This is a genomic window from Pseudarthrobacter sp. O4 (assembly GCF_050157025.1).
In the GTDB taxonomy this organism is placed as follows: domain Bacteria; phylum Actinomycetota; class Actinomycetes; order Actinomycetales; family Micrococcaceae; genus Arthrobacter.
The window spans coordinates 1,508,286-1,532,064 of the sequence record NZ_CP189591.1 but is presented as its reverse complement, the minus strand read 5'-3'; the positions used below and the strand labels follow the sequence as shown (position 1 = coordinate 1,532,064).

The 23,779-nt window shown below is 63.6% G+C and carries 17 protein-coding genes and 1 tRNA gene; 15 read left to right on the top strand and 3 right to left on the bottom strand.

The window, feature by feature from the left end:
• Positions 1-8: 8 nt before the first annotated feature.
• Entirely contained in the window at positions 9-1,226 is a 1,218-nt protein-coding gene (locus tag ACQCSU_RS06955) for a pyridoxal phosphate-dependent aminotransferase (RefSeq protein WP_426979001.1), read from the bottom strand.
• Between the two features lie 276 nt (positions 1,227-1,502).
• Here ACQCSU_RS06955 and ACQCSU_RS06950 point away from each other — a divergent pair.
• The 9 genes from ACQCSU_RS06950 (at position 1,503) to rplL (ending at position 8,254) form a co-directional block, all read left to right on the top strand.
• Positions 1,503-1,575: transfer RNA gene (locus ACQCSU_RS06950), tRNA-Trp, on the top strand.
• A gap of 78 nt (positions 1,576-1,653) precedes the next feature.
• Positions 1,654-1,938, top strand: a complete 285-nt coding sequence (gene secE / locus ACQCSU_RS06945) for a preprotein translocase subunit SecE (RefSeq protein ID WP_426979000.1) — start codon at positions 1,654-1,656, stop codon at positions 1,936-1,938.
• A 114-nt stretch (positions 1,939-2,052) separates the two neighbouring features.
• Positions 2,053-2,952, top strand: coding sequence for a transcription termination/antitermination protein NusG (gene nusG / locus ACQCSU_RS06940; RefSeq protein ID WP_426978998.1), 900 nt, complete (start codon positions 2,053-2,055; stop codon positions 2,950-2,952).
• Positions 2,953-3,081: 129 nt separating this feature from the next.
• On the top strand, positions 3,082-3,513 hold the full coding sequence (gene rplK / locus ACQCSU_RS06935; RefSeq protein WP_024365990.1) for a 50S ribosomal protein L11: 432 nt from the start codon (positions 3,082-3,084) through the stop codon (positions 3,511-3,513).
• 189 nt (positions 3,514-3,702) lie between these two features.
• Positions 3,703-4,410 (top strand): 50S ribosomal protein L1, encoded by a 708-nt coding sequence (rplA, locus tag ACQCSU_RS06930; protein ID WP_354240704.1) that lies wholly within the window; start codon positions 3,703-3,705, stop codon positions 4,408-4,410.
• 93 nt (positions 4,411-4,503) lie between these two features.
• Positions 4,504-5,631 (top strand): GNAT family N-acetyltransferase, encoded by a 1,128-nt coding sequence (locus ACQCSU_RS06925; protein WP_426978997.1) that lies wholly within the window; start codon positions 4,504-4,506, stop codon positions 5,629-5,631.
• A gap of 133 nt (positions 5,632-5,764) precedes the next feature.
• Entirely contained in the window at positions 5,765-6,874 is a 1,110-nt protein-coding gene (locus ACQCSU_RS06920; protein ID WP_426978995.1) for a GNAT family N-acetyltransferase, read from the top strand.
• 322 nt (positions 6,875-7,196) lie between these two features.
• Positions 7,197-7,802: a 50S ribosomal protein L10 gene (gene rplJ / locus ACQCSU_RS06915; RefSeq protein WP_426978994.1), complete on the top strand. Its 606-nt coding sequence runs from the start codon at positions 7,197-7,199 to the stop codon at positions 7,800-7,802.
• A gap of 77 nt (positions 7,803-7,879) precedes the next feature.
• Positions 7,880-8,254: a 50S ribosomal protein L7/L12 gene (gene rplL, locus ACQCSU_RS06910; protein ID WP_426978992.1), complete on the top strand. Its 375-nt coding sequence runs from the start codon at positions 7,880-7,882 to the stop codon at positions 8,252-8,254.
• A 707-nt stretch (positions 8,255-8,961) separates the two neighbouring features.
• Here rplL and ACQCSU_RS06905 read toward each other — a convergent pair.
• Both ACQCSU_RS06905 and ACQCSU_RS06900 read right to left on the bottom strand, forming a co-directional pair.
• Positions 8,962-9,408 (bottom strand): aminoacyl-tRNA deacylase, encoded by a 447-nt coding sequence (locus ACQCSU_RS06905; RefSeq protein ID WP_426979736.1) that lies wholly within the window; start codon positions 9,406-9,408, stop codon positions 8,962-8,964.
• A 91-nt stretch (positions 9,409-9,499) separates the two neighbouring features.
• Positions 9,500-10,699, bottom strand: coding sequence for an acetyl-CoA C-acetyltransferase (locus ACQCSU_RS06900; protein ID WP_426978990.1), 1,200 nt, complete (start codon positions 10,697-10,699; stop codon positions 9,500-9,502).
• A 448-nt stretch (positions 10,700-11,147) separates the two neighbouring features.
• On the opposite strand from ACQCSU_RS06900, the gene rpoB reads away from it, so the two are divergent.
• The 6 genes from rpoB (at position 11,148) to tuf (ending at position 23,600) form a co-directional block, all read left to right on the top strand.
• Positions 11,148-14,666, top strand: coding sequence for a DNA-directed RNA polymerase subunit beta (rpoB, locus tag ACQCSU_RS06895; RefSeq protein ID WP_426978988.1), 3,519 nt, complete (start codon positions 11,148-11,150; stop codon positions 14,664-14,666).
• Between the two features lie 111 nt (positions 14,667-14,777).
• Entirely contained in the window at positions 14,778-18,677 is a 3,900-nt protein-coding gene (locus tag ACQCSU_RS06890; protein WP_426978986.1) for a DNA-directed RNA polymerase subunit beta', read from the top strand.
• A gap of 455 nt (positions 18,678-19,132) precedes the next feature.
• Positions 19,133-19,507, top strand: coding sequence for a 30S ribosomal protein S12 (gene rpsL, locus ACQCSU_RS06885; RefSeq protein ID WP_011692814.1), 375 nt, complete (start codon positions 19,133-19,135; stop codon positions 19,505-19,507).
• A gap of 1 nt (position 19,508) precedes the next feature.
• On the top strand, positions 19,509-19,979 hold the full coding sequence (gene rpsG / locus ACQCSU_RS06880) for a 30S ribosomal protein S7 (RefSeq protein WP_011692813.1): 471 nt from the start codon (positions 19,509-19,511) through the stop codon (positions 19,977-19,979).
• Between the two features lie 69 nt (positions 19,980-20,048).
• Positions 20,049-22,163 carry an elongation factor G gene (gene fusA / locus ACQCSU_RS06875; protein ID WP_426978984.1) on the top strand — a complete coding sequence of 705 codons (2,115 nt, stop codon included), beginning with the start codon at positions 20,049-20,051 and terminating at the stop codon, positions 22,161-22,163.
• 246 nt (positions 22,164-22,409) lie between these two features.
• Positions 22,410-23,600, top strand: coding sequence for an elongation factor Tu (gene tuf, locus ACQCSU_RS06870; RefSeq protein WP_426978982.1), 1,191 nt, complete (start codon positions 22,410-22,412; stop codon positions 23,598-23,600).
• Positions 23,601-23,779 lie beyond the last annotated feature (179 nt).

The window sequence follows — 23,779 nt, the reverse complement described above, 5'->3', positions numbered from 1 at the left end:
GGAGGATCCTATTTGGCCTTGCCGAGGAAGTCCTGCAGACGGGCGACGCCGGTGGCCAGGTCCTCGTCACCCAGGGCGTAGGACAGGCGGAGGTAGCCGGAGGGGCCGAACGCCTCGCCCGGAACCACTGCAACCTCGACCTCGTCCAGGATCAGCGCGGCCAGCTCGGCGGACGTCGCGGGCCGGACCGGTCCGTTGGCGGACGGGAATTCCTTGCCCAGCAGGGCGCGGACGTCCGCGTAGACGTAGAACGCACCCTTCGGCGTCGGACACTCAACGCCCTCGATGGCGTTCAGGCCCGCGACAATAGCCTTGCGGCGGCGGTCGAAAGCGAGTTTCATCTCGTCGACGGCGGTCAGCGGGCCGGAGACCGCCGCGAGGGCCGCAACCTGCGGGATGTTCGAGACGTTGGACGTGGCGTGCGACTGCAGGTTCGTGGCGGCCTTGATGACGTCGGCCGGGCCGATCATCCAGCCCACCCGCCAGCCGGTCATGGCGTAGGTCTTGGCCACGCCGTTGAGGATGACCACCTTGTCGCCCAGTTCCGGGACGGCAGTGGCGATCGAGGTGAAGGGCACGCCGTCGTAGGTCAGGTGCTCGTAGATCTCGTCGGTGACCACCCACAGTCCCTTGGAGGCAGCCCACTGGCCGATTGCCCTGACCTGCTCGGGCGAGTACACGGCACCGGTGGGGTTGGACGGGGAGACGAAGAGGAGGATCTTGGTGCGGTCCGTGAGGGCGGCGTCCAGCTGCTCCACGGTGACCAGATAGTCCTGTTCCGGCCCGGCGAACACCTCGACGGGCACGCCGCCGGCAAGACGGATCGCCTCCGGATAAGTGGTCCAGAACGGCGTCGGGACAATGACCTCGTCGCCCGGATCCAGCAGGGTAGCGAAGGTGTTGTAGACCGCCTGTTTGCCGCCGTTTGTGACCAGCACCTGGGAAGCCTCGGCCTTGTAGCCGGAATCCCGGAAGGTCTTGTCCGCGATGGCCTGCTTCAGCTCGGGCAACCCGGCGGCAGGGGAGTAGCGGTGGTACTTCGGCTGGCTGGCGGCGTCGATCGCGGCCTGCACAATGTAGCCGGGGGTCGGGAAATCGGGTTCCCCGGCGCCGAAGCCGATGACCGGCCGGCCGGCCGCCTTCAGCGCCTTCGCCTTGGCATCGACGGCCAGTGTGGCGGATTCGGCAATGGCGGAAATGCGCTGTGAAATGCGGGCGGCAGGCATGGCGGGTCCATTCTTCGCTTGGAGCTGGAGGGCTGCTTGTGGGATTCGACGAAATCTACTCTATGCTGTTCAGCGGATCGCCCGGGGTGACGGCGTGGAAGTGTGACTGCAGGTGAGTCAGGCGCTTTTCGCAGACACGCCAGGGTGTCCGGAAGAGCCCGGTTCGACGTAGGCGCAGTTGTTGCGTAGACTGGTTCTCCGGTGTTGAAAACACGATGATGGTCTGCGCCTCAGGAAAGTCTGGGGTAAGCGCAGTCGGATGGGTTTTCGATCCATAGGGTAGTGGCGCAATTGGTAGCGCAGCGGTCTCCAAAACCGCAGGTTGCAGGTTCGAGTCCTGTCTGCCCTGCGCAAGCTGTTCCGGGTGAACCGGAGCAGGCGCAGCAACCATGGTTCAGTTTAGAGCCGGGTATCCGACATTGCGAGGATGAGTGAGGACCAGGTGACCGAAACAGCTGCCAGCAGCTCCAAGGGCCGCCCCGCCAAGAATGCCGCCAGGGCTGGCTTCTTCGCTCGCATTGCGCTCTTCGTCCGCCAGGTAATCGGCGAACTGAAGAAGGTCGTCGCACCGACCCGCAAGGAACTGATCAACTACACGCTCGTGGTGCTGGTGTTCGTGGTCATCATGATGCTCATCGTCACCCTGCTGGACCTGGCCTTCGGGACCGGAGTGAGCTGGGTCTTCGGCGGTAAGGGCGCCACGGACCGCTGACGCGACCGGTCCGCAGACTGCGTGGAATTTCCCGGGTAACGGGAGCGTCCGCGGAGTGTGCGGAATTGAGTCATTTAAATAGGCATGTTAGGCAATGAGGAAGCAGGAGACCAAGTGTCTGAGCAGGAGCTCGAGGTAACCGAGACTGAGCTGGATAAGAGCCAGGACGCCGCGGTGGAAGCCGGGGAAGAGTCCGAGGCTGTGTCTGCTGCGCCCGAATCCGACGTCGCCGACGAGGCTGTAGCCGATGAAGAAGCCGGCGAGTCCGGCGAGGAAGCAACCGGCGACGAAGAAGCAGACGAGTCCGGCGACGCAGAGACCGACGACGAAGCAGGCGAGTCCGGCGCGGAAGCAACCGACGAAGAAGCAGACGAGTCCGGCGACGTTCTGGTTGCCGCCGCTGCTGCCGCCGAGGTGGACCCGGCCGATGAGTTCAAGGCCAAGCTGCGCCGCCAGGAGGGTGACTGGTACGTCATCCACTCCTACGCAGGTTACGAAAACCGCGTCAAGGCAAACCTTGAGACCCGCATCCAGACCCTGGACATGGAAGATTACATCTTCGAAATCCAGGTTCCGATGGAGGAAGTCGTTGAGATCAAGAACGCCCAGCGCAAGGTTATCAACCGTGTCCGCATCCCCGGCTACGTCCTGGTCCGCATGGATCTGACAGATGCCTCCTGGGGCGCCGTCCGCCACACGCCCGGTGTTACCGGCTTCGTGGGGAACGCCCACAACCCGGTTCCGCTGCGCCTCGACGAGGTCTTCTCCATGCTCGCCCCGGTCTTCGAAGAAGAGCAGGCCGAGAAGGGCAAACCCGTCAAGCACGCCGCCGCGCACGTCGACGTCGACTTCGAGGTCGGCGAGTCGGTCATCGTCAAGGAGGGCCCCTTCGAGACCCTTCCTGCCACGATCTCCGAGATCAAGGTGGATTCCCAGACCCTCGTGGTGCTGGTCTCCATCTTCGAGCGCGAGACCCCGGTCACCCTGGCGTTCAACCAGGTCAGCAAGATCTAGCTTTCCGCACAGAATTCGCACCGGACTGCCCGCTTAGCAGCCCGAGGCGGCCGGCCGCCTCGCCATGGCGGCCACCAACCTGAGGCACGCTCCTGTGTCCCAGGACGTAATTGAGAGAAGGACCCTACATTGGCTCCCAAGAAGAAGGTCACCGGCCTCATCAAGCTGCAGATCCAGGCAGGTGCCGCTAACCCGGCCCCGCCGATCGGTCCTGCGCTTGGCCAGCACGGTGTCAACATCATGGAATTCTGCAAGGCGTACAACGCTGCGACGGAAGCCCAGCGCGGCAACGTTATTCCGGTTGAAATCACGGTCTACGAGGACCGTTCATTCACGTTCATCACCAAGACCCCGCCAGCCGCGGAACTCATCAAGAAGGCTGCAGGCGTTGCCAAGGGTTCACCCACCCCGCACACCGTCAAGGTTGCCAAGCTGACCCAGGCCCAGGTCAACGAGATCGCCACCACCAAGATGGAAGACCTCAACGCCACCAGCCTGGAAGGCGCCGCGAAGATCATCGCCGGCACCGCCCGCTCCATGGGTATCACCGTCGAAGGCTGATTGCCTTTCCGCTGATGCGGCACCGGAACCGGGCAACCGGCGTCGACGCCGTCCAGCACCGCCGGGCAACCGGCACCACCTAAACATTGAAATGTCGGAAATCCGGTCCGGATAAAACAGCCGGAAATCCGACTGTGGCAGGGCCCAGCGCGGTCCGCAGACCACAACTGCACAAGGAGAATAAGCAGCATGGCAAAGCGCAGCAAAGCATATGAGGCAGCCGCCGCCAAGATCGACGCGGAGAAGTTCTACGCGCCGTTCGAGGCAGTGACGCTGGCCAAGGACACCAACCCGTCCAAGTTCGACGCCACCGTTGAGGTTGCTTTCCGCCTGGGCGTTGACCCTCGCAAGGCCGACCAGATGGTCCGCGGCACCGTTATCCTGCCGCACGGCACGGGTAAGGTCGCCCGCGTCCTCGTCTTCGCGACGGGCGACAAGGCCGAGGCAGCAATCGCTGCCGGCGCCGACTTCGTTGGTTCCGATGACCTGATCGAAAAGATCGCAGCCGGCTGGACCGACTTCGACGCTGCCGTCGCCACCCCTGACCTCATGGGCAAGGTTGGCCGCCTCGGTAAGGTCCTGGGTCCTCGTAACCTGATGCCGAACCCGAAGACTGGCACCGTGACCGCTGACGTCGCCAAGGCCGTCAACGACATCAAGGGCGGCAAGATCGACTTCCGCGTCGACAAGCACTCGAACCTGCACTTCATCATCGGCAAGGTTTCGTTCGACGCCATGAAGCTGGCCGAGAACTACGCAGCCGCTCTGGAAGAGGTCCTTCGCCTCAAGCCGTCCGCTTCCAAGGGACGCTACATCCAGAAGGCTACCGTCGCCACCACGTTTGGCCCGGGCATCTCGGTTGACCCCAACGTCACCAAGGTCCTGACCGAGGTCTAAGCCTCACCTGTCTTACAGTAAGCAGCAGAAAAGACCGTCCCGCATCCGCGGGGCGGTCTTTCTTGCATTCAGTGAGCCGGTTAGGCTGGCCCGGTGACGACTGCGCCGTACCTCATCGAACCCCTCGTCCTCCCGGCCGCCGTGGATTCCGCCGACGCCGGCGATTTCCTGGAACTCGGGGAACTGTGCGACGCCATGACGCTCGCCGCGTGGGGCAACCTGGACCGCGCAACACCGCCCGCGGCCCGGCTCCACTTCTGGCGGGACCACTCCTACCGGCAGATCCGGCTCTTTTTCGTGCGGCAGGACGACCGGATGGTGGGCCGGTCGTGGGTCCGGTGTGAACAGCAGGAAAACCTCGGCAGCGCCCTGATCCACGTCGAAGTACTCAAGGAGTTTTGCGGCCGGGGGATCGGCAGGACCTTACTCCGGCACGCAGAGGAACTGGCCCTCGCGGAGGGACGCACTATCCTGCAGAGCTTCACGGAGCACCCCGCCGATTTCGACGTCGACGGGCCGGCCGTGCTGAGGCCCGCCACCGGATCCGGAGCGCTGCCCGCTGAGGCGCGGGGCGTCCGCTTTGCGGTGAAGGCCGGCTACCGCCTGGAGCAGGTGGAGCGCTTCAGTGCCTTGGACGTGCCGCAACACGCCGCCACCTGGGATGGCCTGGAGCGGGAGGCGCTAACCAGGGCGGGGGACGAGTATGAGCTGGAGTCCTGGACAGACCGCTGCCCGGACGGTCGTGCCGAGCAGCTGGCCGTGCTGATGTCCAAGATGAGCACGGACGCGCCCACCGGAGAGCTCAGCTATGACCCGGAGCGGTGGGACGTGGCACGGGTCCGTCACGTCGAAGACACCTGGAAGCGGGCCGGCCTGACCACCCTCGTGGCGGCCGCGAGGCACCGCGGCAGCGGGGAACTGGCCGCGTACTCGGTACTGCAGCTCTCGCCGATGAAACCGTGGCTGGCCGATCAGGACGACACCCTGGTGGCAGCCAGCCACCGCGGGCACCGGCTGGGCCTGCTGGTCAAGATCCGTAACCTGCGCCGGCTCCGGTCCGAGTACCCGGGAGTGGAACGCGTGATCACGTTCAACGCCGAGGAAAACGACCACATGCTGGCGATCAACATCGCGCTCGGCTTCCGGCCCGCGGGGTACGACGGCGAATGGCAGCGGGTCGTCGCGGCCGCCGGCCCGGACGGCCGCGGGCCCCGCGAGTGACGCCGGTCAGAGGCGCAGGAAGCAACCCATGGAACGGCGGACCAAACCGGCATATGCTGGCGGTTGAAGCCCGGGCTAAGCCGGGTTTCCGGCACCCGTAGTGGATGGCAGAACGGCTGAGATGATGTCCTCTATGGCAAACGATGTGCGGATTGAGCAGCTGTGGATCCCGGACTCCGTGGACGGGCCGGACGCGGCCGACTTCCTGGCCGCCATCGAAGTGGGCCGCAAGGTGCGCATGCAGACCTGGGGGAGCGACGACCTCGCGTACGCCCCGCAGGAAAAGTTGCTCGAAATGGCGGACCCCTATGAACGCCAGGTGATCCTCGTGGCCAGGATCGGCGGCGAGATCGTCGGGACCGTCGACATCGCGCTGCCGCTTGCGGACAACCTCGACCTCGCCGAATTCACTCTCGACATCCTGCCGGAGTTCCAGGGCCAGGGCGTGGGCCGGCAACTGCTCGAGGCCGCGGAACACTTCGCCCGCGACGAGGGCCGGCACACCATCCTGATCGACACCAACCATCCGGGTGCGTCGCTGGGCGACAGCGAGGCCGGGCAGCTCGTGCCCGGCAGCGGCCTCGGCTTCGTTCCGCTGGGCAGCCGCGAGGTGGAGTTCGCCCGGCACACCGGCTACACCCTGCAGCACATCGAACAGTTCAGTTCCTGCGCCCTTCCGCTGGACAGCATGCTCGTCGCCGAGCTGGAGGCCGAGGCCGAGGAAGCCAACGGGGGCCGCTACTGCCTGCACCACTGGACGGACCGGTGCCCGGACCAGTGGCTCGAAGCCGTGGCGGCGCTGGAAAACCGGGCGGGCGAGGACGGGGTGCCGGGCGCCGAAGCTGAAGACATGGTGTTCGACGGCGGCATCCTCCGCGAGGCCGAAGAAGTCGCCATCGCGCAGGGCCGCCGGACGGTAGTCACCGCCGTCGAACACATCGCCAGCGGTGAGCTCGTTGGCCTGACCACCATCAGCGTCCTCGGGCTGCGCCCCGACGTCGTGTTCCAGGATGACACGGTGGTCCTGCAGGAGCACCGCGGCAATAAGCTCGGCCTGCTGATCAAGGTTGCCAACATGGAACGGCTCACCGAACAATTCCCGGACGCCAGGGTCCTCTACACCTGGAACGCCCCGGAAAACCGGTACCTGCTCAAGGTCAACCAGCAGCTCGGCTTCACCACTGCGGGCGTGACGGGGATCTGGCAAAAAGAACTGCCGGACTTCGGGCCAAGCATCAGCTGAACACCGGGCGGCTGAACCTGTTGCGCCCCGATTTGCAGCACACGCACCGCGTCCCGTACGCTTGGAGGACCAAAGACCGTCGGTTGTTGGAAATCCACTCTCCCAAGCAAGACTCACTTCTGCAGTCGCGCCGGGGAGAGCCAGTGGATCTCCAGACGAAGGACCCTGAACATAGGGCGGCCGGCGCAGGTGAACGAAGCAAAGCTCCGCAGTCATTGACCGCGTCGAGACAAGCCCCGTGCATCTGCGCGGGGCGTTTTTTAGTTTTAGCTCTGTTGAGCGGGGACCGGGAATCACCGGCACTATCCCCGGAAGGAGGGTTATGGCAACGCCTAGCAAGGTTTCAGCAGTAGCTGAGATCACTAACGATTTCAAGGAATCGAACGCCGCTGTCCTGACCGAATACCGCGGGCTCACCGTTGCACAGCTCAAGCAGCTGCGTGTCTCTCTCGGCCAGGACACCAAGTTCTCGGTCGTCAAGAACACCCTGACCGCCATTGCAGCCAAGGAAGCTGGTGTCGAAGCATTCGACGGTCAGCTCGCCGGCCCCACTGCAATCGCGTTCATCAAGGGTGACGCAGTTGCCGCTGCCAAGAGCCTGACGGATTTTGCCAAGACCAACAAGCAGCTGGTTATCAAGACCGGTTACTTCGAGGGCAAGGCACTGAACGCCAGCGAAGTCGCTGCCCTGGCAGCACTCGAGTCCCGCGAGCTGCAGCTCGCCAAGGTTGCAGGCATCCTCAAGGCTCCTGCTGCCGCCGCTGTCCGCATCATCGACGCCCTGCGCCTCAAGCTTGAAGAAGAGAACGGCGCGCCGGCAGAAGCCGAGGCGCCTGCCGCTGAAGAAGCCCCGGCCGACGCTGACGCTCCGGCAGCAGATGCAGCAGCTGAGGCTCCGGCCGAAGCCGCAGCCCCCGAAGAGAACTAACTCTCTTTCACATCAGACTCCGGTGTGATGGCATGCCCCAGGGCCGCCGAACACCACTATAGGAAGGACGCCACACCATGGCGAAGCTCACCAACGAAGAGCTCATTGAAGCTTTCAAGGAACTGACCATCATCGAGCTCTCTGAGTTCGTAAAGCTCTTCGAAGAGACCTTCGAAGTTACCGCCGCTGCCGTTGCCGTTGCTGGCCCCGCTGCCGGTGGTGCTGCAGAAGAAGAAGAGCAGACGGCATTCGACGTCATCCTGGAACACCCGGGCGACAAGAAGATTGCAGTCATCAAGGAAGTTCGCGCAATCACTTCCCTGGGCCTCAAGGAAGCCAAGGACCTGGTTGACAGCGCTCCCAAGGCTATTGTCGAAGGCGTCACCAAGGAAGCTGCCGAGAAGGCTGTTGCACAGCTCGAAGAAGCTGGCGCCCGCGTTACCCTCAAGTAACACGCTGCTCCGGGAGTGGGCGGAAACGTCCCGTTCCCAGTCTGTTCAGGGAAACCCCGTCCACTCCGGTGGGCGGGGTTTCCTGCGTTCCGGGCAGCAACGCGGGGTCACTTTGCGCCCATCCCGGCACCGGGATGGGCGCAAAGTGACCCCGCGTTGTCCGTTGGGCCGGAGGAGTTAGCCCGCCAGCGCCAGTGGGCTTATTCGTTAGTTCATCGGGGGTCAGGTCCAGGCGGTGGGGTCGTTGAGGTAGAGGCCGCAGGCGGTGTCGCGCCAGGCCATCACCGGCGGCGGTTTCAAGGTCCTCGACCAGCCGGCCGGGTCGACCGGAATACACCACCGGCCTCAACTGTAAGCGGCCAGCTGCTACGCCTGAGCAGCCACGAGCACGCACCGGCAGCCTGACCCCGACGGCCTAAGCGAAAATGACCACCGGATCAGGACATGCCCCGCGCCGGGGCCGGCGGATGGACATATTCCGGTCATGCCCTGTCCCCGGGGCGAACACTGGACATGTCCTCCCGGGGAAGTGGCCCGACGCCCCCAGCTGAGCCACTGCACGTGCCCCCGGATCAGGACATGCCCCGCGCCGGGGCCGGCGGATGGACATATTCCGGTCATGCCCTGTCCCCGGGGCGAAGACTGGACATGTCCTCCCGGGCGCGAAGACTAGGCCTCAACCCCCGACGAAGTAACGAAAATGAGGACTAGTTAGGCTCGGAGATGTCCGCGACGACGGCGCCCAGGGCCGCCGTCAGGGCGTCGGCGTCGACGAAGGCGCTGTAGCCGTGCTCCCCGGCACCCATCGAAATGCGCCGGCCCGTGATGGTCCGGTCGGCGTATACCGGCCACGCTGCAGTGCTGCCGAGCGGCGTGATGGTTCCGCGCGCGTAGCCCGTGGCCGCCAGGGCGACGTCCGCCGTCGGCAGCGACAACTTGTTGACGCCCACCAAGGCCCGGAGCTTGGGCCAGGAAATCTGCCGGTCGCCGGGAATCAGGGCGAACAGGAAGCTGCCGTCCTTGTGTTTGACGACGAGCGATTTTACGATGTCCGCCGGCTGGATCCCCAGAATCTGCGCCGCCTCCTCGAGGCTGTTTGCGGCGAGGCGCTCGACCACCCGGACCTCAAGCCCGCGCGCCGCGGCGTCGGCCAGGAAGCGCTCCCGGCCGACACCGGACGCGCCAGCACCGCCGTCGGACCGGAGTTCGACGGCGCCGGCCGGCTCTTTGTCCGTCACGGCCGGCTCAGTCGCGGTAGAGCAGGAGGGCTTCGCCCTGGCCGCCTCCGCCGCACAGCGAAACGGCAGCCTTGCCGCTGCCCCGGCGCTTCAGTTCGTGCGCTGCGTGCAGGGCGAGCCGGGCACCGGAGGCGCCGATCGGGTGTCCCAGCGCGATGGCGCCGCCGTGGATGTTGCACTTCTCCAACGGGTAGTCCAGGTCCTTGAGTGACTGGACCGCCACGGAGCCGAACGCCTCGTTGATCTCGATGAAGTCCAGGTCCGCGGTGGACCAGCCGGCCTTGTCCAGTGCGCTCCTGATCGCAGTGGAGGGCTGGGAGTGCAACGAGTTATCGGGCCCGGCCACCTGTCCGGGCTTGCCGACCACGGCAAGGTACTCCAGCCCGTTGTCCTCGGCGAATCTCCGCGACGAGAGCACGAGGGCAGCGGCACCGTCGGAGAGGGGAGAAGAGTTGCCCGCGGTGATCGTTCCGTCCGTGACGAACGCGGCGCGCAGGCCCGCGAGGGACTCGGCGGTGGTGTCAGGGCGGATGCCCTCGTCCTTGGCCACGACCACCGGATCGCCCTTGCGCTGCTTGATGCTGATCGGCGCAATCTCGCCGTCAAACAGCCCGTCCTTCGCTGCCCTGGCGGCGCGCTGGTGCGAGCTGGCCGCGACCTCGTCCTGGGAGGCACGGTCGATGCCGAGGGTGAGATTCTTGCTCTCCGTCGACAAACCCATGGATTGGCCGTCAAAGGCATCCGTCAGGCCGTCGTGGGCGGCGACGTCCAGCGCCTGGACAGTGCCGTAGGTCCAGCCCTGCCGGGAACCCGGCAGGATGTGCGGGGCCCGGGTCATGGACTCCTGGCCGCCGGCGACGACGACGGTGGCGTCGCCGCTGCGGATCATCCGGGCTGCGTCAATCACTGCGGTGAGGCCCGAGAGGCAGACCTTGTTGATGGTGACGGTGGGGACGTTCCAGCCGATGCCGGCCGCGATGGCGCTCTGGCGGGCAGGATTCTGGCCTGCTCCGGCCTGGAGCACTTGGCCCATGACCACGGCGTCCACCTGGTCGGCCTTCACCCCGCTGGCCGCCAGGGCTGACCGGATGGCGTGGGCGCCGAGCTCTACGGCCGTGAAGCTCGCCAGCTGGCCGTTGAGACGGCCCTGGGGCGTGCGGGCGGCGGCAAGGATGACAACATCATTGTTGTCCGCGGAGTTGCTCATTGTTTTCTCTTCCGATCATTAACGATGTATGCCTAGGTTATCGTGAGCCCCGTCACTGATCCATTCCCGGCCTTGAGCCTGCCGCCATTGGCCGGGCAGGCGCGGGCAGGCGCCGGCGTGCGCGGCGTCGAAAGCCGGCGAACTCGAGCAAGCTCAAGGAAGCCGCACGGCAGTGCTTGCAATCGGAACGGAAGTGGGGTAGACAAGTAGGTTGCTTTGCCGTATCGTAGATATTTGCGTCTTCCCTGTTTACCTTCAGCCTTCATATAGCGGTGGGCTTAGCCTGGCAGCTGCGCCATCAATGTGCCGTCTACCACGTGCACCAATATGGACAGCGCGGGTCCCGGGTCATATAGCGGAACCGGACTGGTAGCACTGCGGAGTCATTCCGCAGCGTGCATAGCGGGGGAGATCTGAAAACGCCTGAAGGTCTGTGGAAGGATCCCTCTTGGTCGCCTCGAGCACCTCTAATGTAAACAACGCTGCAACCGCTATCAATGCCGAAAGCACCGACGGTGCAACCCGGCGGCTCTCATTCGCTAAGATTCACGAACCTCTTGATGTTCCGAATCTGCTTGCCCTGCAAACGGACAGCTTCGACTGGCTGGTCGGAAATGAACGCTGGCAGGCCCGCGTAGCGAAGGCCACCGAAGAAGGCGACCTCAGCGTCGCCACCTCCTCCGGTCTTTCTGACATCTTTGAAGAGATCTCCCCGATCGAGGACTTCCAGGGCACCATGTCCCTGAGCTTCTCCGAGCCGGAGTTCGCTGATCCGAAGTACACCATGGCTGAGTGCAAGGACCGGGACGCTACATACTCGGCGCCGCTGTACGTCAAGGCCGAATTCATGAACAACAACACGGGCGAAATCAAGCAGCAGACCGTGTTCATGGGTGACTTCCCGCTGATGACCGAAAAGGGTACCTTCGTCGTCAACGGCACCGAGCGTGTTGTTGTCTCCCAGCTGGTCCGTTCCCCGGGCGCTTATTTCGAGCGCACCGCGGACAAGACCAGTGACAAGGACATCTTCACCGCGAAGATCATCCCGTCCCGCGGCGCCTGGTTCGAACTTGAGATCGACAAGCGCGACCAGGTCGGCGTTCGCCTCGACCGCAAGCGCAAGCAGTCCGTCACGGTACTGCTGAAGGCCCTCGGCTGGACCGAAGGCCAGATCCTCGAAGAGTTCGGCCAGTACGACTCCATGCGCGCAACGCTGGAGAAGGACGCCACCGAAACCCGCGAAGACGCCTTGCTGGACATCTACCGGAAGCTGCGACCGGGCGAGCCGCCCACCGTCGAGGCTGCCCAGTCCCTGCTGGACAACCTGTACTTCAACTCCAAGCGCTACGATCTGGCCAAGGTCGGCCGTTACAAGATCAACCGCAAGCTCGGCATCGACCGCTCCCTTGGTGACAAGGAAGCGTCTGTCCTGCACGTTGAAGACATCGTCGCCATGATCAAGTTCCTGGTTGCACTGCACGCCGGCGAGAAGACCCTCACGGGCAAGCGCGACGGCCAGGATCACGAGCTGCGCGTTGAGATCGATGACATCGACCACTTCGGCAACCGCCGCATCCGCGCCGTCGGCGAGCTCATCGAGAACCAGGTCCGCACCGGCCTGTCCCGCATGGAGCGCGTCGTCCGCGAGCGTATGACGACCCAGGACGTCGAGGCCATCACGCCGCAGACGCTGATCAACATCCGTCCCGTTGTGGCAGCCATCAAGGAGTTCTTCGGAACGTCCCAGCTGTCACAGTTCATGGACCAGAACAACCCGCTCTCGGGTCTGACCCACAAGCGCCGTCTGTCTGCCCTGGGCCCGGGTGGTCTGTCCCGTGACCGTGCAGGCATGGAAGTCCGGGACGTTCACCCGTCCCACTACGGACGTATGTGCCCCATCGAAACTCCTGAAGGCCCGAACATTGGCCTGATCGGTTCGTTGGCTTCCTACGGACGCATCAACCCGTTCGGGTTCATCGAGACGCCTTACCGTCTCGTGTCCGAGGGCGTCGTGTCCGATGAGGTCCAGTACCTCACGGCCGACGACGAGGCCGAGGTCCTGATCGCGCAGGCCAACGCTCCGCTGGACGGGAACAAGAAGTTCGCCGAAGAGACCGTCCTCGTCCGTGCCCGTGGTGGTGGAGGCGAGCCCGTGCTGGTTCCCGCCGCCGAGGTCGAGTTCATGGACGTTTCCCCGCGCCAGATGGTGTCCGTGGCCACCGCCCTGATCCCGTTCCTCGAGCATGACGATGCTAACCGCGCCCTCATGGGTGCCAACATGCAGCGCCAGGCCGTGCCGCTTGTCCGCTCCGAGGCACCGTTCGTCGGTACCGGCATGGAGCGCGCAGCTGCAGTCGACGCCGGTGACGTTGTCATCGCGAAGAAGGCAGGCGTGGTCACCGAGGTCTCCGCTGAGCTGGTCATCATGCTCAACGACGACGGTACGGAAACCAACTACCGGATCAACAAGTTCGCCCGTTCCAACCAGGGCAACTGCTACAACCACCGCGTTCTGGTGAGCGAAGGCCAGCGCCTTGAGGTCGGCGGTATCATCGCTGACGGCCCGGCAACGGACCAGGGCGAACTTGCCCTCGGTAAAAACCTGCTCGTGGCATTCATGTCATGGGAAGGCCACAACTTCGAGGATGCCATCATCCTGTCCCAGCGGATCGTGGCTGAGGACGTTCTTTCCTCCATCCACATCGAGGAGCACGAGATCGATGCCCGCGACACCAAGCTTGGTGCCGAGGAAATCACCCGTGACATCCCGAACGTGTCCGAGGAAGTCCTGGCAGGCCTGGACGAGCGTGGCATCATCCACATCGGCGCCGAGGTTGAAGCCGGCGACATCCTGGTCGGCAAGGTCACTCCCAAGGGCGAGACCGAGCTGACCCCGGAAGAGCGCCTGCTGCGCGCCATCTTCGGTGAGAAGTCCCGCGAAGTGCGCGACACCTCCCTGAAGGTTCCGCACGGCGAGTCCGGCACCGTGATCGGTGTCCGCGTCTTCGACCGCGACAACGACGACGAGCTGCCCCCGGGCGTCAACCAGCTGGTCCGCGTGTACGTCGCTGCCAAGCGCAAGATCACCGACGGCGACAAGCTCGCCGGCCGTCACGGCAACAAGGGTGTTATCTCCAAGATCCTTCCGATCGAGGACATGCCCTTCCTTGCCGACGGTACCCCCGTTGATATCGTCCTGAACCCGCTGGGTGTTCCGGGCCGTATGAACGTCGGCCAGGTGCTGGAAACGCACCTCGGCTGGGTTGCCAAGACCGGCTGGAAGATCGAGGGCGAGCCCGAATGGGTCAAGCAGCTGCCGAACCTGCCGCGCGAGAGTGGCTCGACCACTGTTGCAACGCCGGTCTTCGACGGTGCGCGTGAAGAGGAAATCACTGGTCTCCTCGATTCCACCAACGTCACCCGCGACGGCGTCCGCCTGATCAACTCCTCAGGCAAGACCCGCCTGTTTGACGGCCGCTCCGGCGAGCCGTTCCCGGATCCGATCTCGGTCGGCTACATGTACATCCTGAAGCTCCACCACCTGGTGGACGACAAGATCCACGCACGCTCCACCGGCCCGTACTCCATGATCACGCAGCAGCCGCTGGGTGGTAAGGCACAGTTCGGTGGCCAGCGCTTCGGTGAAATGGAAGTGTGGGCGCTAGAGGCTTACGGCGCCGCCTACACGCTCCAGGAACTCCTCACGATCAAGTCGGATGACATCCATGGTCGTGTGAAGGTCTACGAAGCCATAGTCAAGGGCGAGAACATCCCGGAGCCGGGCGTTCCTGAGTCCTTCAAGGTCTTGATCAAGGAAATGCAGTCGCTGTGCCTGAACGTGGAAGTGCTTTCCACGGACGGAACCACAATTGAAATGCGTGACTCTGATGACGCAGTCTTCACGGCTGCGGAAGAACTGGGCATCGATCTGTCTCGTGCAGAGCCCAGTTCCGTAGAAGAGGTTTAGCAGGGGCCCGGGAAAGGCAGACGGCGCCGCCGCGCTGCCTTTCCCGGATTCCTCCCTCTTCCCGTAACCCAAGACTTCAGAATTTAGAGAACAAGAGAGAACAGGGACCATATGTCCAGCGAATCCTCCTTCGGCCTCATGCAGATCGGCCTCGCCACCGCGGAAGACATCCGTGGCTGGTCTTACGGCGAGGTTAAGAAGCCGGAAACCATCAACTACCGCACGCTCAAGCCTGAGAAGGACGGCCTCTTCTGCGAGAAGATCTTCGGCCCGTCCCGCGACTGGGAATGCTACTGCGGTAAGTACAAGCGCGTGCGCTTCAAGGGCATCATCTGCGAGCGGTGTGGCGTTGAGGTCACCCGTGCAAAGGTCCGCCGTGAGCGCATGGGCCACATCGAGCTGGCCGCCCCGGTCACGCACATCTGGTACTTCAAGGGTGTTCCGTCCCGCCTGGGCTACCTCCTTGACCTGGCACCGAAGGACCTCGAAAAGGTCATCTACTTCGCCGCCTACATGATCACGAGCGTCGACGCCGACAGCCGCCACGAAGAACTGCCCAACCTCCAGGTTGAGCACGACATCGAGAAGAAGCAGCTGATCGACAACCGCGACTCGGACATCGCCACGATCGCCCGCGACCTGGAGAACGAGCTCGCCCGTCTCGAAGGCGAAGGCGCCAAGGCTGCCGACAAGAAGAAGGCCCGCGACTCCGCTGACCGCCAGATGGCCAACGTCCGCAAGCGCGCGGATGCGGAAATCGAGCGCCTCGAGCAGGTCTGGGACCGCTTCAAGAACCTGAAGGTCGCCGACCTCGAAGGTGACGAAGGCCTGTACCGGGAACTGCGCGACCGCTACGGCATGTACTTCGAAGGCTCCATGGGTGCCGAGGCCATCAAGAAGCGTCTTGAGAACTTCGACATGCAGGCCGAGTCGGACATGCTGCGCGACATCATCGCCAACGGCAAGGGCCAGCGCAAGACCCGCGCCCTGAAGCGGCTCAAGGTTGTCAACGCTTTCCTGACGACCACCAACAGCCCGCTCGGCATGGTGCTGGACGCCGTCCCGGTGATCCCGCCGGAACTGCGCCCGATGGTCCAGCTGGACGGTGGCCGCTTCGCGACCTCCGACCTCAACGACCTCTACCGCCGCGTGATCAACCGCAACAACCGGCTCAAGCGCCTGCTTGACCTGGGTGCTCCGGAGATCATCGTCAACAACGAGAAGCGCATGCTTCAGGAAGCTGTTGACAGCCTCTTCGACAACGGCCGCCGCGGCCGTCCGGTCACCGGACCGGGCAACCGTCCGCTGAAGTCCCTGAGCGACATGCTCAAGGGCAAGCAGGGACGTTTCCGCCAGAACCTCCTGGGTAAGCGCGTTGACTACTCCGGCCGTTCGGTGATCGTCGTCGGCCCGCAGCTGAAGCTGCACCAGTGCGGTCTGCCGAAGCAGATGGCCCTGGAGCTCTTCAAGCCGTTCGTGATGAAGCGCCTGGTTGACCTCAACCACGCACAGAACATCAAGTCGGCCAAGCGTATGGTCGAGCGTTACCGCCCGCAGGTCTGGGATGTCCTCGAAGAGATCATCACCGAGCACCCCGTGCTGCTGAACCGTGCACCTACCCTGCACCGTCTCGGCATCCAGGCGTTCGAACCCCAGCTTGTTGAAGGTAAGGCAATCCAGCTTCACCCGCTGGTCTGTGGCGCCTTCAACGCTGACTTCGACGGCGACCAGATGGCAGTCCACCTGCCGCTGAGCCCCGAAGCCCAGGCTGAGGCCCGCATCCTGATGCTGTCCTCGAACAACATCCTGAAGCCGTCCGACGGCCGCCCGGTGACGCTGCCTTCGCAGGATATGATCATCGGCCTCTACCACCTGACCACCAAGCGTGTCGGTTCAGCTGGCGAGGGCCGGATCTTCTCCTCCGTCGCGGAAGCCATCATGGCGTACGACCTGCACGAACTGCACCTGAACTCCCAGGTCAAGATCCGGCTTGAGGGCTTCGTCCCTTACCCCGGCTGGGAAGCCCCGGAAGGCTACGAGCCGGGTCAGACCGTGCTCGTCCAGACCTCCCTGGGCCAGGTCCTGTTCAACGAGACCCTGCCCGCAGACTACCCGTGGGTTGAGAACGTTGCGGACAAGGGCGAGCTGTCCACGATCGTCAACGACCTCGCCGAGCGCTACCCGAAGGTGATCACAGCGGCAACGCTGGACAACCTGAAGGACGCCGGTTTCTACTGGGCCACCCGGTCCGGCGTCACCGTCGCCATCTCCGACATCGAGGTGCCCAAGGACAAGCCGCGGATCCTCGCCGGCTATGAGACCATGGCTGCCAAGATCCAGGGCCAGTACGACAAGGGCCTGATCGACGACGACGAGCGTCGCCAGGAACTGATCGAGATCTGGAACAAGGCAACGAACGAGATCGCCCAGGCGATGCGTGACAGCCTGTCCCCGATGAACACCATCAACCGCATGGTGTCCTCCGGTGCCCGTGGTAACTGGATGCAGGTCCGGCAGATCGCGGGTATCCGTGGCCTGGTGGCCAACCCTAAGGGTGAGATCATCCCGCGTCCGATCAAGTCCTCCTACCGTGAGGGCCTGTCGGTGCTGGAATACTTCATCGCCACGCACGGTGCCCGTAAGGGTCTGGCTGACACCGCGCTGCGTACCGCCAACTCGGGTTACCTGACCCGTCGCCTGGTGGACGTCTCGCAGGACGTCATTGTCCGTGAAGAGGACTGCGGCACCGAGCGCGGCCTGGTCACGGCCATCGCCGTGGCTGACGCCAACGGTGAACTGGTCCTGGACGAGAACGTCGAGAACAGCGCGTACGCCCGTACCCTGGCCGTGGATGTCGTTGACTCCAAGGGCAAGATCCTGGCTGCCGGCGGCACCGACTGCGGCGACGTCGTCATTGCCGAACTGTTCGCAGCCGGCATCACCGAGGTCAAGGTCCGCTCCGTACTCACCTGTGAGTCCAGCGTCGGCACCTGCGCCCTGTGCTACGGCCGTTCGCTGGCCACCGGCAAGACCGTCGACATCGGTGAGGCAGTGGGCATCATCGCCGCACAGTCCATCGGTGAGCCGGGCACCCAGCTGACCATGCGTACGTTCCACACCGGTGGTGCTGTTTCCTCCAGTGGTGGCGACGACATCACCCAGGGTCTGCCCCGCATCCAGGAGCTCTTCGAAGCCCGTACTCCGAAGGGTGTCGCACCGATTGCTGAAGCAGCCGGCCGCATCACCATCGAAGAGTCCGAGCGCCAGATGCGCCTGGTCATCACCCCGGATGACGGATCCGAAGAGATCGCCTACCCGGTGCTGCGCCGTTCACGTCTTCTGATCGAAGACGGCGAGCACGTCAGCGTCGGACAGAAGCTCATCAACGGCCCGGTCGACCCCAAGCAGGTTCTGCGCATCATGGGCCCCCGCGCCGCGCAGAAGTTCCTGGTGGACGAGGTCCAGGGCGTGTACCGCAGCCAGGGCATCGGTATCCACGACAAGCACGTCGAGGTTATCGTCCGCCAGATGCTGCGCCGCGTCACGGTCATCGAGTCCGGCGATTCGGATCTGCTGCCCGGCGAGCTCGCCGAGCGCAGCCGCTTCGAGGATGCCAACCGCCGCGTTGTCTCCGAGGGCAAGACGCCGGCCTCCGGCCGTCCCGAGCTCATGGGCATCACGAAGGCGTCCCTGGCGACCGAGTCCTGGCTGTCCGCAGCTTCCTTCCAGGAGACCACCCGCGTCCTGACGCAGGCGGCCATGGAAGGCAAGAGCGATCCGCTGCTCGGCCTCAAGGAGAACGTCATCATCGGCAAGCTCATCCCGGCCGGCACGGGTCTCCCGCGCTACACCGAGATCACGGTGGAGCCGACTGAGGAAGCAAAGGCCAATCTCTTCACCGGCCCCAGCGCCTTCAGCGACTTCTCCTACGATTCCCTGGGCGGCGACGGAGCTCCTGAGTTCCACGCCATCCCGCTGGATGACTACGACCTGGGCAGCGACTTCCGCTAACCCTTCGTGAAGCAACGCGGGGTCACCTACGGCCCAATCCACCTGATGGATTGGGCTCAAGGTGACCCCGTTGTTGTTTAAGGCGGGGCTGCTTAAGGCGGGCTGTTTAAGGCGGGGCCCTTCCCGCTGTAAACCCCGCCGATTAAGGGCTGGGACCCGTCCGTGTTAGAGTAGAGACTAATTGTTATTGTGGCAGTGGATGAGTGCGCCGGTTGCAGCCGAGAGGCTGGACCAGGACGCCGTTTCCGGTTTGCAGGGTTCTTGTGCAACGTATGCCACATTTTCGCATGCCTAGGGGCAGTCCAGGATGGAAGTCCGTTGGTCCCGGCGTGCGGTCCGACTATTAAGGCTTCGCCTCTGCTGCTCTGGACAGAATTTCAAGGCTCGAGCGGCGGGGCGCAGCGACAAGAGAGCGGCCGCCAACGGCCGCTCCGGATAAAACGGAGAACACGAGAGTGCCTACGATTAACCAGCTGGTCCGCAAGGGCCGCACGCCTAAGGTCAAGAAGACCAAGGCCCCCGCGCTTAACGGCAGCCCGATGCGCCGCGGTGTTTGCACCCGCGTCTACACCACCACCCCGAAGAAGCCGAACTCGGCCCTTCGTAAGGTTGCACGTGTGCGCCTCAACGGTGGCGTTGAAGTCACCGCTTACATCCCCGGTGTAGGCCACAACCTCCAGGAGCACTCCATTGTGCTCGTACGTGGCGGCCGGGTTAAGGACCTTCCGGGTGTCCGCTACAAGATCGTCCGTGGTGCCCTCGATACCCAGGGTGTCAAGAACCGTAAGCAGGCTCGTAGCCGCTACGGCGCAAAGATGGAGAAGAAGTAATATGCCTCGCAAGGGTCCGGCCCCCAAGCGGCCGCTAGTTCTAGATCCCGTTTACGGCTCCCCGCTGGTCACCCAGCTCATCAACAAGGTGCTGGTTGACGGCAAGAAGTCCACCGCAGAGCGCATCGTTTACGGTGCCCTCGAAGGCGCCCGTGCCAAGTCCGGCGGCGACCCGGTTGCAGCCCTCAAGAAGGCCATGGAGAACGTCAAGCCTTCCCTCGAGGTCCGCTCCCGCCGTGTCGGTGGCGCAACCTACCAGGTTCCGGTTGAAGTAAAGCCGGGCCGCTCCACCGCCCTCGCCCTCCGCTGGCTCGTTGGCTACTCCAAGGCCCGCCGCGAGAAGACGATGACCGAGCGCCTCCAGAACGAGATCCTGGATGCCTCCAACGGTCTCGGTGCCGCTGTGAAGCGTCGCGAAGACACCCACAAGATGGCCGAGTCCAACAAGGCCTTCGCACACTACCGCTGGTAATACTTCCCGGACGCCGCCGGCTCAACAGAGCCGGCGGCGAACGTGCAGTCCATCCGAAAGGGAGACACCGTGGCACAGGACGTGCTTACCGACCTTAGCAAGGTCCGCAACATCGGCATCATGGCCCACATCGATGCCGGCAAGACCACCACTACCGAGCGCATCCTGTTCTACACGGGTGTGAACCACAAGATCGGCGAAACGCACGACGGCGCTTCGACGACTGACTGGATGGAACAGGAAAAGGAACGCGGCATCACCATCACGTCTGCCGCCGTGACCTGCTTCTGGGAAAACAACCAGATCAACATCATTGACACCCCCGGACACGTCGACTTCACGGTCGAGGTTGAGCGCTCCCTGCGCGTCCTCGACGGTGCGGTTGCCGTGTTCGACGGCAAGGAAGGCGTGGAGCCGCAGTCCGAGACTGTCTGGCGCCAGGCTGACAAGTACAACGTTCCGCGCATCTGCTTCGTCAACAAGATGGACAAGCTCGGCGCTGACTTCTACTTCACCGTCGACACCATCATCGGCCGCCTCGGTGCCAAGCCGCTGGTCATGCAGCTGCCGATCGGCGCCGAGAACGACTTCGTCGGCGTCGTCGACCTGCTCTACATGCGCGCACTGGTCTGGCCCGGCGACTCCAAGGGTGACGTCACCATGGGCGCCAAGTACGAGATCCAGGCGATCCCGGCTGACCTCCAGGCCAAGGCCGAGGAGTACCGCGCAACTCTCGTTGAGACCGTTGCGGAGTCCTCCGAGGAACTCATGGAGAAGTACCTCGAGGGTGAAGAAATCACCGAAGACGAGCTCAAGGCCGGCATCCGCAAGATGACGATCAACTCCGAGCTCTACCCGGTCTTCTGTGGCTCCGCCTTCAAGAACCGTGGTGTCCAGCCGATGCTCGATGCTGTTGTCGACTACCTGCCGAACCCGCTCGACGTCCCGCCGATGATCGGTCACGATCCCCGCGACGAAGAGAAGGAACTGACGCGCAAGCCTTCCTCCGAGGAGCCGTTCTCGGCCCTGGCGTTCAAGATTGCGACCCACCCGTTCTTCGGTCAGCTCACCTTCATCCGCGTGTACTCCGGTCACGTGGAAGCCGGTGCTCAGGTGGTCAACTCCACCAAGGGCAAGAAGGAGCGCATCGGCAAGCTGTTCCAGATGCACGCCAACAAGGAAATGCCTGTCGAAGGCGCTACCGCCGGCCACATCTACGCAGCGATCGGGCTGAAGGACACCACCACGGGCGACACCCTGTGTGATTCCAGCAACCAGATCGTCCTCGAGTCCATGAGCTTCCCGGAGCCCGTGATCTCGGTTGCGATCGAGCCGAACACCAAGGGTGACCAGGAGAAGCTCTCCACGGCCATCCAGAAGCTCTCCGCTGAGGACCCGACCTTCCAGGTCTCCCTCAACGTGGACACCGGTCAGACCATCATCGCCGGCATGGGCGAGCTCCACCTGGACATCCTGGTGGACCGCATGCGCCGCGAATTCAAGGTCGAGGCAAACGTGGGCAAGCCCCAGGTTGCGTACCGCGAAACCATCAAGCGTGCTGTAGAGCGTCACGACTACACGCACAAGAAGCAGACCGGTGGTTCGGGCCAGTTCGCAAAGATCCAGATTGCGATCGCGCCGTTGGATACGTCCGAAGGCGAGATGTACGAGTTCGAGAATAAGGTCACCGGTGGCCGCATTCCGCGCGAATACATCCCGTCCGTCGACGCCGGCATCCAGGATGCGCTGAACGACGGCGTCCTGGCCGGTTACCCGGTTGTCGGCATCAAGGCCACGCTGATTGACGGCGCGTACCACGATGTTGACTCCTCGGAAATGGCGTTCAAGATCGCCGGCCGTATGGCTTTCAAGGAAGCCGCACGCAAGGCGAACCCTGTCCTGCTGGAACCGCTGATGGATGTCGAGGTCCGCACCCCTGAGGAATACATGGGTGAAGTTATCGGTGACCTCAACTCCCGCCGTGGCCAGATGCAGTCCATGGAGGATGCCCAGGGCGTCAAGGTCATCCGCGCGCACGTCCCGTTGTCCGGCATGTTCGGCTACATCGGTGACCTGCGCTCGAAGACCCAGGGCCGCGCTGTGTACTCCATGACGTTCAACAGCTACGCCGAGGTCCCGAAGGCAGTTGCCGACGAGATCATCCAGAAGAACCGCGGCGAATAGTCCCCAGGACGCTCGCAGCGACAAACTCGGGTGCGTCTCAGATTCCGGAGATTCACCTGGTGCAGATGGCCGGTCCCCGGCCCGACCGGAGCCGGCCACCTGCACCGACAGGCTCGAGGGACTAGTATTAGTTCCTGAATCTGCAATTTCACCAATCCAAAGCCCCCCAAGTAGACTTACCGGAGTTTCTGCCGCGACAAGCGCGGTCGAAGGGTAAGTCATTTGAAAACGTTCTAGGAGGAACCTGTGGCAAAGGCAAAGTTCGAGCGGACTAAGCCGCACGTTAACATCGGTACCATTGGTCACGTTGACCACGGTAAGACGACGTTGACGGCCGCCATTTCCAAGGTGCTGTACGACAAGTACCCGACTCTCAACGAGCAGCGCGACTTCGCGTCTATTGACTCTGCTCCCGAAGAGCGTCAGCGCGGCATCACCATCAACATCTCCCACGTTGAGTACCAGACCGAGAAGCGCCACTACGCACACGTAGACGCTCCGGGTCACGCTGACTACATCAAGAACATGATCACCGGTGCTGCACAGATGGACGGTGCAATCCTCGTGGTTGCCGCCACTGACGGCCCGATGGCTCAGACCCGCGAGCACGTTCTGCTCGCCCGCCAGGTTGGCGTTCCCTACCTGCTGGTCGCGCTGAACAAGTCGGACATGGTCGATGACGAAGAGCTCCTCGACCTCGTCGAAATGGAAGTTCGCGAGCTGCTTACGGCTCAGGGCTTCGATGGCGATGAGGCTCCCGTTGTACGCGTTTCCGGTCTGAAGGCTCTCGAAGGCGACCCGGTGTGGGTCAAGTCCGTCGAGGACCTCATGGAAGCTGTCGACAACTCCGTGCCGGACCCCGTGCGTGACCGTGACAAGCCGTTCCTGATGCCGATCGAAGATGTCTTCACGATCACCGGCCGCGGCACCGTTGTAACGGGCCGCGCCGAGCGTGGAACCCTCGCCATCAACTCCGAGGTCGAGATCGTCGGCATCCGCCCGGTCCAGAAGACCACGGTTACCGGTATCGAGATGTTTCACAAGCAGCTCGACGAAGCATGGGCCGGCGAGAACTGTGGCCTCCTGCTCCGCGGTCTGAAGCGCGATGACGTAGAGCGTGGCCAGGTTGTCGTCAAGCCGGGTTCCATTACCCCGCACACCGACTTCGAGGCCAACGTCTACATCCTGTCCAAGGACGAAGGCGGGCGTCACAACCCGTTCTACTCCAACTACCGCCCGCAGTTCTACTTCCGCACCACGGACGTAACCGGCGTTATCACCCTGCCGGAAGGCACGGAAATGGTTATGCCTGGCGACAACACTGAGATGACCGTTGCGCTCATCCAGCCCATCGCCATGGAAGAGGGCCTCGGCTTCGCTATCCGCGAAGGCGGCCGCACCGTTGGTTCGGGACGCGTTACCAAGATCCTCAAGTAACAACTTGCTGATCTGTTTTTAGATCTCCGATCGGTTTGGCCGCCTGACGGTCGCCGTGAAGTGTGGAACAGCCCCGCTGCATTGCAGCGGGGCTGTTCTTTTTTCGTTGTGCCCTTGCCGGTTCATTCTTGGCTTTCTTGTTACGGTTGCAGGATCAGCCGTGTTAGAGAAAGAAGGGA